Source organism: Candidatus Limnocylindrales bacterium (assembly GCA_035559535.1).
Lineage (GTDB): Bacteria > Moduliflexota > Moduliflexia > Moduliflexales > JAUQPW01 > JAUQPW01.
The window spans coordinates 1-13,055 of the sequence record DATMBG010000015.1 but is presented as its reverse complement, the minus strand read 5'-3'; the positions used below and the strand labels follow the sequence as shown (position 1 = coordinate 13,055).

The 13,055-nt window shown below is 45.2% G+C and carries 12 protein-coding genes; 8 read left to right on the top strand and 4 right to left on the bottom strand.

The genetic code is table 11. From position 1 onward, the window contains the following. Positions 1-7: 7 nt before the first annotated feature. Positions 8-1,108 (bottom strand): glutamine-hydrolyzing carbamoyl-phosphate synthase small subunit, encoded by a 1,101-nt coding sequence (gene carA / locus VNM22_04465; protein ID HWP46397.1) that lies wholly within the window; start codon positions 1,106-1,108, stop codon positions 8-10. A gap of 202 nt (positions 1,109-1,310) precedes the next feature. Next, complete coding sequence (gene argJ / locus VNM22_04460; protein ID HWP46396.1) at positions 1,311-2,510, bottom strand: bifunctional glutamate N-acetyltransferase/amino-acid acetyltransferase ArgJ; 1,200 nt, start codon at positions 2,508-2,510, stop codon at positions 1,311-1,313. Positions 2,511-3,199: 689 nt separating this feature from the next. Here argJ and VNM22_04455 point away from each other — a divergent pair. The 8 genes from VNM22_04455 (at position 3,200) to VNM22_04420 (ending at position 10,059) form a co-directional block, all read left to right on the top strand. Next, positions 3,200-4,183, top strand: coding sequence for an ATP-grasp domain-containing protein (locus VNM22_04455; protein ID HWP46395.1), 984 nt, complete (start codon positions 3,200-3,202; stop codon positions 4,181-4,183). A 65-nt stretch (positions 4,184-4,248) separates the two neighbouring features. Beyond that, positions 4,249-5,355 carry a hypothetical protein gene (locus tag VNM22_04450; protein HWP46394.1) on the top strand — a complete coding sequence of 369 codons (1,107 nt, stop codon included), beginning with the start codon at positions 4,249-4,251 and terminating at the stop codon, positions 5,353-5,355. Continuing rightward, positions 5,352-5,831, top strand: coding sequence for a GNAT family N-acetyltransferase (locus VNM22_04445; GenBank protein HWP46393.1), 480 nt, complete (start codon positions 5,352-5,354; stop codon positions 5,829-5,831). Before VNM22_04450 ends, VNM22_04445 begins: the two co-directional genes overlap by 4 nt. Positions 5,832-5,855: 24 nt before the next feature. Then, positions 5,856-6,953, top strand: coding sequence for a KamA family radical SAM protein (locus tag VNM22_04440; protein HWP46392.1), 1,098 nt, complete (start codon positions 5,856-5,858; stop codon positions 6,951-6,953). 292 nt (positions 6,954-7,245) lie between these two features. Next, positions 7,246-7,920, top strand: coding sequence for a 16S rRNA (guanine(527)-N(7))-methyltransferase RsmG (gene rsmG, locus VNM22_04435; GenBank protein HWP46391.1), 675 nt, complete (start codon positions 7,246-7,248; stop codon positions 7,918-7,920). 109 nt (positions 7,921-8,029) lie between these two features. Beyond that, positions 8,030-8,830 (top strand): AAA family ATPase, encoded by an 801-nt coding sequence (locus VNM22_04430; protein HWP46390.1) that lies wholly within the window; start codon positions 8,030-8,032, stop codon positions 8,828-8,830. Then, positions 8,784-9,620: a ParB/RepB/Spo0J family partition protein gene (locus tag VNM22_04425; protein HWP46389.1), complete on the top strand. Its 837-nt coding sequence runs from the start codon at positions 8,784-8,786 to the stop codon at positions 9,618-9,620. Before VNM22_04430 ends, VNM22_04425 begins: the two co-directional genes overlap by 47 nt. A 19-nt stretch (positions 9,621-9,639) precedes the next feature. Then, on the top strand, positions 9,640-10,059 hold the full coding sequence (locus VNM22_04420; protein ID HWP46388.1) for a polymer-forming cytoskeletal protein: 420 nt from the start codon (positions 9,640-9,642) through the stop codon (positions 10,057-10,059). Positions 10,060-10,205: 146 nt separating this feature from the next. On the opposite strand, the gene VNM22_04415 is transcribed toward VNM22_04420, so the two are convergent. Both VNM22_04415 and VNM22_04410 read right to left on the bottom strand, forming a co-directional pair. Then, complete coding sequence (locus VNM22_04415; protein ID HWP46387.1) at positions 10,206-10,919, bottom strand: rhomboid family intramembrane serine protease; 714 nt, start codon at positions 10,917-10,919, stop codon at positions 10,206-10,208. A 163-nt stretch (positions 10,920-11,082) separates the two neighbouring features. Further along, on the bottom strand, positions 11,083-12,816 hold the full coding sequence (locus tag VNM22_04410) for a hypothetical protein (GenBank protein ID HWP46386.1): 1,734 nt from the start codon (positions 12,814-12,816) through the stop codon (positions 11,083-11,085). Positions 12,817-13,055: the final 239 nt, after the last annotated feature.

Here is a 13,055-nt window from a genome sequence, read left to right as displayed (position 1 = left end):
CCAGAAGTTAGGGATTATGCTGGGTTCTAACGCCTGACTTGTGGATTTTATCCAAGAATCGATCAAACAAAACCCCTGCATCTACAGGACCCGGCGTCGCTTCAGGATGGAACTGGACAGACATAAAAGGTTTCACTTTATGGCGAATTCCTTCATTGGTTCCATCATTGGCATTGATAAACCAGGGTTCCCAATCTTCGGGGAGAAGATCATGGTTAAGGGCGTATCCGTGGTTCTGACTGGTAATATAACAGCGGGAGGTTCCTCCTTCGAGGCACGGTTGGTTTTGGCTTCGGTGCCCGTACTTCAATTTATAAGTATCCCCCCCGGCTGCCAGTCCCAGGATCTGGTTGCCCAGGCAAATTCCCCAGATGGGAATCTCTAAACTTATGGCCTTGCGAATTTGTTCAATGGTCTGCCGGCACATTTTAGGATCCCCAGGGCCGTTGGAAATCACAATTCCCTGGTAGGAAGGAAGGGCCGGATCGAATAAGTTATAGTCCCAAGGAACCCGAATAAGGGTAATATTTCGATTGAGAAAGCTGCGTATAATGTTATTTTTTGTCCCACAATCCACAAAAACCAGTCGGGTTTCTCCCCGAGGGTATAGGATCGGCTTTTCAATGCTGACTTCAGCTACCAGATTTCGCCGATTTGGGTCTTCGAAATCTACTTCCCGGTCACAGATGATTTTCCCCAGCATGACTCCCTTTTCTCGTAATTTTTTTGTTAAAGCTCGGGTATCAATCCCATATATTCCGGGAACGTTATATTCGGCGAGCCAATCTGATAAGCTTGTCACGGCACTCCAGTGATGATAGCGCTCTGAATATTCCGAGACGATCAGCCCCGAGATTTGGACCCTTTCCGATTCAAAATGTTTGTATAACCCGTCAGCATCTCGCTCCTTTGAAGGAACCCCATAATTACCTATCAACGGATAGGTTAAAACCAAAATCTGGCCTCGATAAGAAGGATCGGTTAAAGATTCCGGATATCCCACCATTCCGGTATTAAAAACAACTTCTCCGGCCACAGATTTCCAGGCTCCAAAAGAGTAGCCTTCATAGGTAGAACCGTCCTCCAGTACTAATTTAGCCTTTTCCATGTTTGTGAGCGTAGAGGAGTATGGAAGTATGGGGAAAATATGGGGGGGGGAAGTATAAAGGAATCTTTCAGGTTTCTACACAACCCCTACCTACCCATAAACCTATCCTCTAGGCCGTCAATGACTTCTAAAACTCTTTGTCTAACCACCCACCCCTCCACACTTCCTTACTCCCATACCACTGTACTTTCATACTTCCTCTTTACGTCGGGTATTCTGAGTTAATTCGTACATACTCGGGGGTTAGATCGCATCCCCAGGCAACGGCCTCTTCTTGTCCCATATTCAAGTCAATCAAGAATTGAATTTCAGGCTTACTCATGGCGCGGGTTGCTTCGTAACGATCAAACTCAATGACAACCCCTTTCTCAACCATTTTAATGTTTTCCAGGTAGATATCCAGCTTCTGCTCTTGAAGCCTGGCACCTGAAGCTCCGATAACCAGCATGACACGCCCGATATTGGGATCATCTCCATAAATCGCGCATTTGACCAGATTGGACTTTACCACCGATAGAGCAACTGCCCGCGCATCTCTCGAAGTCTCAGCCCCTCGCACCCGAACCTCCATGAGTTTGGAGGCTCCCTCGCCATCTCGAACGATCATCTTAGCTAAAGAAATACAGACATAATCCAATGCTTCCTGGAAGATGGCCATCTCAGATTCTGTTAAACTTTCCGTTCCATTGGCCAGTAAGACTACGGCGTCGCTTCCCATGTCGCCGTCTACATTGATCATGTTAAAGGATTTATCGACCGAGGTTTTAAGCATTCTTCTCAGGGGTCCCGGAGGGATATCCACATCGGTAGCGATAAAACCCAACATGGTAGCCATGTTGGGAGAAATCATCCCGGACCCTTTGGCCATCCCTCCGAGGGTGATTTCTTTTCCGTTTCCCAGTGGAACCTTCACAGAAATCCTCTTAGGTCGGGTATCGGTGGTCATGATGGCTTTAACCGCTTCCAGACTCGCTGCCGGGGAGTTATCCAGGTCGTATTTGATATCTTTTAGGGCGCCTCTTATTTTTTCCAGGGGAAGATATCTTCCGATATAACCCGTTGAGAAAATAAGCACCCTTTCCTGGGGTATTTCCAGTTCTTCGGCGACGATCCTGGTAATCTCTTCGGCATCTCTTAAGCCCCGCTCTCCGGTGCAGGTGTTGGCAATACCGCTGTTAATAATAATAGCCTGAACTTTACCACTCTCCAGATGCTTGATACTCGTCAGCAGAGAAGCTGCCTTGATTTGACTGGTTGTCCAGACGGCGGCGGCGTGGGCAGGATGCTCACTATAAATGATGGCCAGATCCCGTCCCTGGGTCTTTAATCCAGCCCTTCGGCTGGCGACCTGAATTCCTTTAACAGCCGTTAAGCCTTCTTCGGTAACTTTTAGGGAAAGCATAGTTAAGATATTTGAAAATAACTTCTGTTGTTGTAGTTTTTATAAACCTTGGGGTTTCGAAACCTTAAAGCTTATTTAAGGTAATTTAAATTTAAGCCCTTTGCAAGATTTATTCATAAATTTAATGTTGACAATTTTTATTTTGATATTATTTTTGTCTTAAAGCTTTCGATAAAGAACTCTCCCTGGGTTAGGGGCTTAATTAGAAAAACCGGATCGGTTAAGCTTCTACCCATTTGATAGAATTCTGGATACTTTAGCAAAATGAACCAGCGAACACCTAAGTCTATGGGTAGTATGGAAGGGAACGAAGACAAACCTCCAAGTCAGGGCTTGGAGGCTTCCGAAGAAGATAAGCCTCCAAGTATTTCTACACATTCTCATCCAACCAAAGACTCCGATGGGATTGGAACTATCCAATCTAATCGGTTATTATCCAGGATTTCCTTTCTTATAAACTCCCAAAATAGCCAGACGGTTATCTCTTTATTTCTCTACACACGCAGTTTATTTACTAAGCCTCATACACGGTTTCTTCCGGTAACAAACCCTTTCCTGGGGCTAAAAGCCGGGAAGGGTATTTTGGACCATCCCTCTACAAGGATAGTCTCATCTATCTAATCAAATCGTGGGTAACCTCAAAAACAATGGTTAACAATGTATTGGTGTATTTATAAGGAAGAGAAGGTATGAAAATAGGGCTGACTTACAATTTACGGAAAAATTATAGATGGCGGGTCGATGATCCCCTGGATGCAGATGCCGAGTTTGATTCGGAAAGTACCATTGAGCAGCTATCTCACGCTCTTGAGGAATTAGGACACCAGGTGATACGAATAGGGGAAGGGGAGAGAATTTTCGAGGTTTTAAGGCAGGAATCCGTAGATATTGTTTTTAACCTTGCGGAGGGTCTTCATGGAAGAAGTCGGGAGGCTCAGATTCCGGCTATTCTGGAGATGCTGAATATTCCCTATGTCTTTTCAGATCCTTTAACCCTGGCCCTATGCCACGATAAGTATCTAGCTAAACAAATTGTGGCCTATAATGGAATTCCGACCCCCAAGGGGATTAAGATAACCACCCTTAAGGCCCTGGATTCTGTGGCTTTAAGTTATCCCCTCTTCGCCAAGCCGGTCCATGAAGGGTCTGCGAAAGGAGTTGCAGCGGACTCAATCATTTATAATCCGGATCAGTTGAAATCCAGGGTCGAGTTTTTGCTCAAGGCCTATAAACAACCGGTCCTGTTAGAAGAATATCTTCCAGGGGATGAGTTTACAGTGGCTATTCTGGGAAATGGGGAGGAAGCCCGAGTACTTGGGATGATGCAGGTGGTGGTCAAGGGACCGTCTGAAAAAAAGGTTTACAGTTTTCGTGCCAAGGAAGAATGGAGGCAGTTGGTGGAATATACCGAGGTTTCCCCCGAAAAGAGAGGCCACATCGAGGAAGTGGCTTTGGGTGCTTACAGGGTTTTGGAGTGTCGGGATGTGGGTCGTGTGGATATTCGTTGTAATGAGAGGGGTGAACCGTTTTTCCTGGAAATGAATACCATTCCAGGGATGAGTCCTAATCATAGTGATCTTTGTCTCATCGCAGCCATGGTAGGGATGAGCTATAAGGATTTGATCGGAAATATCCTGAACCAGGCTTTAAGGAGGTATGGATGGGTCAAATAGGTGGATGCCCGGAGATTTTCAGTTTAATACTGTAAATTCCATCTGTGTACTCTGAAAATCCCCTTATGCACATGCAAATAGGTATTCTGTTTAACGTTCCACGTGGAACATCCCAGGGAGAACCCCGGGATTTTATTTCGGAAGAAGGAGTCTTGGAAGAAGTTGAAGCCGTTGAAAGAAGTCTGAAGGAACTTGGATATGCCAGTATAAGGATTCCCTTAGAAGAGGATGTAGGGGAGTTGATACTCCGGATCCAGGATCTTAATCCTGACGTGATCTTTAATCTTTGTGAGAGCTTTCGTGGAGAAAGTCTTCCTCAGATGAATATCGCAGGTGTACTGGAACTCCTCCGTATTCCTTACACAGGTTCCGGACCTTTAGCCATTGGATTATCCCAGGATAAGGCCCTTACCAAAGGGATCTTATCCTCCTATAAAATCCCGGTTCCAAAATATCAGGTCCTTTCTACCCCAGAGTTTGAAGTTGATCTTAGTTTAAGTAATTCCTCTTCCCGGGAGGAAACACAGGTTTTCAGGGAGGAAGAACTGCCGTTTCCCCTTATCGTAAAACCCCTGTATGAAGATGCCAGTTTAGGGATCGATAATGGGGCGGTGGTCAACTCTTTGGAGGCTCTTCGGCAACGGGTTCGTTATATTTTAGATCGATACCGGCAACCTGCCATCATCGAAGAATATATCCAGGGGCGTGAAATCAATGCCGCCGTTTTTGGAAATGCACCGGCCAGGGTGCTCCCCTTATCGGAGGTAGATTTTTCCAGATTTCCTCCCCACCTCCATAGGATCTGTAGCTATGAAGCAAAATGGGTAAAAGAAAGTTTCGAATTCCAAAATACAATACCCATTTGCCCTGCCATACTCCCCCTGGAAGTGGAAACCCAGATTGTAGAGATAGCCTTGAAAGCCTATCACACAATGGGATGTCGAGATTATGCCAGAATTGATCTTCGATTGGATGCAACCCTTAATCCTTATGTAATTGAAGTGAACACCAATCCGGATATTTCTCCAGAAGCCGGCTTCATACGATCCATTTTAAAATCCGGTCGTACCTATACGGATTTTATCAGGGAGTTACTGGGATTTGTGTTGGAGCGATCCGGTGATTCTTCGAGGATTCCCACTCCTGAGAGAAGTGGTATTCTTCCTTCATGAAGGTGACGATCCGAAAGTTATTACCCAAAGACAGGGAAAGGCTCGTAAACATACTGGAAGCAACCGGCATGTTTACGCCGGAGGAGGTGATGTGTGCTCTGGAGTTGATAGATATTTACCTTCTTCATCCAGAGCAGAAGGATTATTGCATTATATGCGTTGTCGATGCAGAGGATCAGGTCATGGGGTATGCTTGTTTTGGTCCTGTTCCCCTTACCAGGGGAACCTATGATCTTTACTGGATTGTCATGGATCCTGCTCAACAAGGGCTTGGTTTGGGGAGTCAATTGCTAAAGCGAGTTGAGGAAGAAATAAGTAAGAAGCAGGCTCGGATGCTTCTTATTGAGACTTCCTCTCAACCCAAATATACAAAAACTCGAAATTTTTATCTTAAAAACGGATATGTCGAGGTCTCACGAATCAGGGATTTTTACTCTGTGGGTGATGATCGTGTGACATATCAAAAAACGTTTTGACCCCACCAGGAGGGGGAGTATTTCATGGAAGATTGGCAACGTTCTCTATCTGAAAGCGTTGTGACGGAGAAAGATTTGGCTAAATATTTTAACATTAATCCTGATGAGATCCGGGAAATTATTAAAGAATATCCCATGAGGATTCCTAAATATTACTTAAACCTCATTGAGAAGCCAGGGGACCCCATCTGGCTTCAAGCAGTACCGGATGTTCGGGAAATTCAAGATACCGGGTGTCCCGATGATCCTCTCCACGAAGATGTCGATAGTCCTGTGCCTAACCTGGTCCATCGATATCCGGATCGGGTTTTATTCCTCGTTACGTTCCAGTGTACCATGTATTGCCGGTTCTGCACCAGGAAAAGAGGCGTAGGCCATCCCGGTTTTGTAGACCGGCATGCCTTTGACAAAGCGATCCAATATATTGCCGAGCACGAGGAAATTCGCGATGTCATTCTCTCAGGAGGCGATCCCCTGATACTGACCGATGACAAATTAGAAAGAATTATCGCTCCCCTCAGGGAAATTCCTCATCTGGACATTATTCGAATCGGTACAAAAGTACCCTGTACCTTCCCTGAAAGGATCACCCAAAGTCTCTGTGATATGCTTAAGAAGTACCATCCTCTGTTTATCAATGTACACTTCAACCATCCCCGGGAGCTGACGCCTCAGGCCAAAAAAGCCTGCGAGATGCTGGCCGATGCCGGGATTCCTTTGGGAAATCAAACGGTCCTCTTAAAAGGGGTCAATGATGACCCGGAAGTGATGAGTGCCCTGATGAAGGGGCTTTTGAAAATGCGGGTGAAGCCTTACTATATTTATCAGGCCGACATTACTAAGGGAACCAACCATTTCAGGACCAAAGTAGAGGTCGGACTGAAGATCATGAGCGCGCTTCGAGGTTATACTTCCGGATTAGCCGTACCTTATTTTGTTATCGATGCCCCCGGGGGAGGTGGCAAAATCCCTATTCTTCCAGATTCCATCGTGGGATATGATGAGCAAACAGGAGATTACCTGTTAAGAAATTATGAGGGTAAAATCTTCCGCTATCCCGAAGCCGGCGTGGAGGTACAGATTTCCCCAGAAAACCAGATTCCTGCCGATTGGATTGCCTAAATTCCCATCTATCCCTTTCCTACCTTTTTCGATTCGGCATCTAACCCTACAGGTTAGATGCCGAACAACCTTTGTAGTTAACCCAGCCGGGGTATCTTGTACCCTTGGAAGATAATTTTCCTTGATTTCTAAAAGGTTTTAAGAAAAAATAATAATAACTCAGGCGTCCAAACCCGGAATCCAGAACAACCGGGGAATCGGTCCTGGATTTTACCCGGGGATCCTTCCAGGGTGATTTCTTCACCCTATCTGGATTCTGGACTTCTACGGATTCAAGGGGTAGCAATTTAAAATGGATGAAGTTCTCAAAACTTACCTGCGACAAGGAGCCTCTGAGGTGGGAATAACCCTTTCAGACCTTCAGGTAGAGAAGGCTTTGATTTACCTTCAAGAACTTAAGAAATGGAATGTAAAAATAAACTTGACAGGACTTCAGGATGAGGTCATGATAATTCAACATCTTTTTGTAGATTCTCTCAGTTGTGTACTATCGGGAGAACTGGAAGGATCCGTGAGGGTAATGGATGTAGGAACGGGAGCGGGCTTTCCGGGGATACCCCTTAAACTTTATAATCCCCATCTACGGTTGACTTTAGTGGATGCTTCTCACAAAAAAATTGTTTTCTTGAAGAATGTGTGTCGAAAGCTGGGATTTTTAGATGTGAGATGTCTGGCAAAGCGGGTAGAGGATTTAAGGGGAGAAGAAGAGACCCGGATGGATATAGTGGTCTCGAGGGCCATGGGATCTTTGATAGATCTTGTTTATCTCTGCGGTTCGGTGTTCATAGCCCCCTTTAAATTGCTTCTTCAAAGGGGTAGAGAAGGAGAACAGGAGACCTTGAAGGCACTACCTCAAATTCAAAGGAAAGGGTTTGAGTTGGTGAAACTCATGCCGGTAAAACTTTCTTTTTTAAAACATCCCAGGTTTTTGGTTTTACTCCAGAAGAGGGAAAGAAACTTGACCTGAATGGATGAACCGAAATCCTTCTCCCCAGAAGAGGTTTCGTGGAGGAGTTGGGAGGGAATCCGGTAGAGGGTTAGACCCCAAGCCGGGGAGATGTTTCACGTGAAACATTATGTCTCGGGTTATTACAGTTGCAAATCAAAAAGGTGGGGTTGGTAAAACGACCACTGCGATCAATCTGGCGGCCTGTCTGGCCGTTGCTAAGCGAAAAACCCTGTTGATCGATATGGATCCCCAGGCTAATGCCTGTAGCGGCATCGGTTTTGATCGAAGCAAAGTTACGGCGAGCATTTACCATGTTTTGATTAACCAACAAAGCGTGGAATCCGTGATAGTACCCACCTATATTAAAGATTTAGATCTTCTTCCATCCCATATTCAACTGGCCGGGGCGGAGATTGAGTTGGTTAGCACCATTGCCAGGGAGATGAAACTTAAACAGGCCCTGGAGAAAATCCGGGAACGATATGATTACCTTATCATCGACTGCCCCCCCTCCCTCGGACTTCTAACCGTTAATGCTCTGACCGCTTCTGACTCCGTTCTCATTCCGATTCAGTGTGAATATTTCGCTTTGGAGGGAGTCTCTCAACTGATCAATACCATTCATCTTATTAAAAAAGCCTTAAATCCAAACCTGGAAATCGAAGGCATTTTACTTACCATGCATGATAGTCGAACCAATCTTTCTATGCAGGTCATCGAAGAAATCCGAGCCCATTTCAAAGATAAAGTTTATCAGACGGTTATCCCCAGAAACGTTCGTCTGAGTGAAGCCCCCAGCCACGGGAAATCCGTTCTACACTACGATCCTAAGTCCGTAGGTGCTAAAGCCTACGTACAACTCACCGTCGAAATTTTGAAACATGAGAAGAAGGGCATTGGGAAGAGGTCTGGAAGCTCTGATACCTAGTATTGGGACGGAGGAGGAACATAAACTGGTTGAAATCGAAATCGATCAGATTGTTCCTAACCGATACCAACCTAGAAAAACCTTCGATGATGCCAGGCTGGAAGAGCTGGCAGCATCCATTCGAGAACAGGGGGTTCTCCAGCCGATTGTTGTTTGTAAAAAAGATTCCGGTTACGAGCTCATACTCGGTGAGAGACGTCTGCGTGCAGCCAAGAAGGCCGGTCTGACCACTATCCCCGCCGTGCTTAAAGAAGCCTCTGCCGAGGAAATGCTCGCTTTGGCTCTGGTCGAGAATCTCCAACGGGACGATCTTAACCCTATAGAGGAAGCCGAAGCTTTTCGAAGGCTCATAGAAGATTTTAATTTAACCCAGGAAGATATCGCGCAAAAGGTCGGAAAAGATAGATCTTCGGTGACGAATTACCTTCGCCTGCTCAGACTGCCCGGAGAAATTCAGCAGGGCCTGGTCGATGAGAAAATTAGTATGGGACATGCCCGGGCTATCCTGGGTTTGAAAAGCCAGGAGGAGCAACTGGAACTCTATAAAAAAATACTCACCAAAGGCCTGTCGGTCCGTCAGACAGAAGCCCTGGTTCGAGAAACAAAAACAGACACTCCTCCCGTACGTACACCCAAGTCCGTCTATATTCGCAATATTGAAGAGAAACTGAGACAACACCTTCAAACAAAAGTCTCTATCTTGCCCAAAAAAGGAAAAGGGGAGATTATTATCGAGTATTACTCGGAAGAAGATTTAGACCGAATTTACTCTAAACTCTGTAATGGCTGATAAAAGGAGGTTTTAGCCTATGGTAAAATCTACAAACGTTGACGAAAAAGAACTGACAGCTTTTTTAGCCGAAGGAACCAATTTTAAAGGAGATTTGAGCTTTGAGGGAACCGTTCGAATCGATGGCCGATTCGAAGGAAATATTACCTCTAAAGATTCTCTCATCATCGGTGAAAATGCCGTGGTGGATGGCGAAATCGTCGTTGGAAAAATTATCATCAGTGGAAAGGTCAGCGGAAATATTACCTCAACAGGACTCGTTGAAATTAACTCGACAGCCCAGGTCCACGGAAATATTAAAACAGGCTCTAACAAGTTAATTATCCACGAAGGAGCTATCTTTAGCGGAGGATGTGAAATGAATTCCTCAGATCTATCTGAATCTTCCTCCAGGAATTTCCAACATGCTGTACGCCAGATGATAGACGAGGAAACTTAAACTGAAAGCCTGAAAGGGTGGATGGGTGAGCGGGTGAAAAAAATCTGAAGATCCAAGGGCAAGATAACAGGGGGTTAAAACGGCTCGATCCTCCATCCTCGATCCCCTATCTTGCTTTCCTACTCTCCCATTCCCCTGTCCCCTTCTCAACGCCACTCCCACCTATCCCCATAAGGCTCCGATTTTTTAAAAAAGTGGATCAAAAACAACCCGGCAATAAAACCCCCTATATGGGCAAACCAGGCCGTGCCCCCACGCTCCATACTCCCAAGACTGACCGTACCGTTTATAAATTGAATGATAATCCAAAACCCCAATACGAAAAGGGCTGGAATCCGAACCGTTCGAATAAAAAACCCAAATATAAGGAGGGTGAGAATTTGAGCATGGGGATAAAGGAACAGATAAGCTCCTAAAACCCCGGATATGGCCCCACTGGCTCCAATCATGGGAATTCGCGAACCGGGAGAAGTCAAAATATGAGAAAGTGCGGCTACCACCCCACATACTAAATAAAAAACCGTAAAGCGTAAATGTCCCATGGAATCTTCTACATTATTTCCAAAAATCCATAAGTAAAGCATATTTCCGATCAGATGGAAAAAACCGCCGTGTAAAAACATGGAGCTTAAAAGGGTCGTTTGAGCCGAAAAAGGAATTCCTGAATCGAATCCAACCTCATAGCTCACCTTACAGGTATGAGTAATGATACAGGGAATGGCTCCGTACCTGTAAATCAGAGCCTCTCCCAATTTTCCTAGAGACAATTGATAAAAAAAGACCAGACAATTCAGTACAATAAGCGCTACAGTTACAACAGGAAAAGACCGGGTTGGATTCTCATCTTGAAGGGGTATCATCTAACACCTCGCTTTAATCAAATAGCCGAGAACGAAGCATTTCCTACCAGGAAGAATCATAAAAATAAATACTCCGCTCCAGGTCGACCCATGAATAAAAAGCTGGGTTCTTTATAAAATCTTCCCTTGCAGGGAATTTATCTCTTTTATAGAAAATTTCAAACTATTTAACCGGAACCCTTCCTAAAGGGATTGCCTTTGCTTTTATGGATGGGAGATCTAAAATATCCTTCATCAGTACATCAGAGATCTGGTTCCAAACTTCGGGGGGTAACTGGGGTTGTACCGCCGGATTTCCATCGTCCGGGTCTTTAAATAAAAATAATAATTCGGTCAGACCTGAAGCCTTATAGTCTGGTCCCGGAGCCCAGCCATCCCCATCTCGATCCAGATAGGGATCTATTCCCATGACATAACTCAAATCGTAAAGTGGCGCCTTTAAGCCCAAAACTTCATTCAGGCGGGTCAATACAAAATTGGCAATGAGGGCCTGTCCCGTATACCCCGGATGAACCCCATCCAGGGAAAAACTTCCACCCCGAACCCATTTTCTGCTAAAAACCCGATGATCAATAATCAGAGAGGTTTTACCGGAAAGTAGATCGTTTAAATATTGACCTATATCCACAAGATGAACATGAGGACCCTGGGTCATGGAAGCTGTTTTAATGATATCGTTAAAGCCATCAATTCGAGACATGATGTAATGTTGCTCTTCTTCCGAAAGAACAAGCTCATCCCGTTGTTGCCCATTTATCTCCAGGATCTGGTTAACATAATCTATCGGATAGCCACTTTGCAATAATAGATACATAAACCCAAAAGTTAGCAGGGAAATCCGGTCTCCCTGAAAGGGGTCTGTAATAGGCTCTCCCGGTATTGTTACCCGCTTGAACGTAGGGGGGACCCTATAGGCCGAATTGAGTTTCTGTAAATAGTACTCCAGATCTTCAGAGTCCATCAAATAACCTACCGCACTGTAGTAAGGGAGAGTCAAAAGAAAGACCTCTACCGGGGTAGTTATCGGGATCTTATCGATTTTCAAACGATCCAACAAGTGATTATATTGATTTGCAAAATCTGAAAGCTCGGTCAAATTCCGTTCGATGGCACTCTGGGTGTAGGGAGCAAAGGATAAATCCCCTTCCTGTTGGCCCAGGCGGAGAAGAAAACTCAGCTCAGGAGTGATTTCAGGTTCGATTTGATCCAAAGGAATCGGCAGAAATATTGGATTCTTACCCCCAGAACCTAGGGCAGCCGTACTGGAGTCGTTATTTCCTATCCAAAAAATGAGGAGCCCTTTGGCCCGATTCGTTAAGAATGTAAACCGGTTTTGGTTAAGAAGCCAGGTAGCCGAATCGATTTGAGATACCGCTTTACCGGCCAACACGTTGATGGGATATAATACCTTATCATACTTATCTTCCAGGTTGCCGGGTAACCATTTATCACAAAGATAATCCCGACTAACAAAGGATTTTCCGGTGCCGGCCCGTTTATAGTACTGAATCCCCTCGAGGGAAAAAATATCGGCCCCGTCTACCCCTAAATTGGTCGGCACAAGACTGGGTACCCAGCGATTTTCACTTTCATCGAAAATGGGTTGTATAAAATTCAACGGAATGACCTGGGCCAAAGAATCGGCAACTTTTTGAAGATAGGCATTCCAGGTATTGATAAAATTATTGGTTGCATCCATGGTTCCCTGGGTCAGGCTGTCTCCCAAACCGATTAAAACAGTCGGAGATCCTGAGAGGGAAGCAGAAGGTTGAGAGATCACCGGGAACCTCGATCCTTTCATCCCTACCTGTTGACCTGCAACCCTTTCACAGGGAAATCCAGTAACTACCAAGAGTATGACCCCTAGTTTCAATGTCACCCCAAAAACCTTCCGCATCCCTATCTCCTTATCATTCCCCCCCAAAGACATCGCTCCGGAGAATAGAAGGGCTATCCTCTATCCTCGATGCACGATTCCAGGAGTTTTTAGAGTAATAACCAATGGTGCTAGTTATTTTAAAGGCTGAATCTGGCTATAGAAAGGGGTATGAAGCCATCCTCATTAACTTGCAAGCCATTCCATTGAACCAGCACGTTGAACATAGCCATGGTAAAAGCCAAACGAGCCTGAAAGTA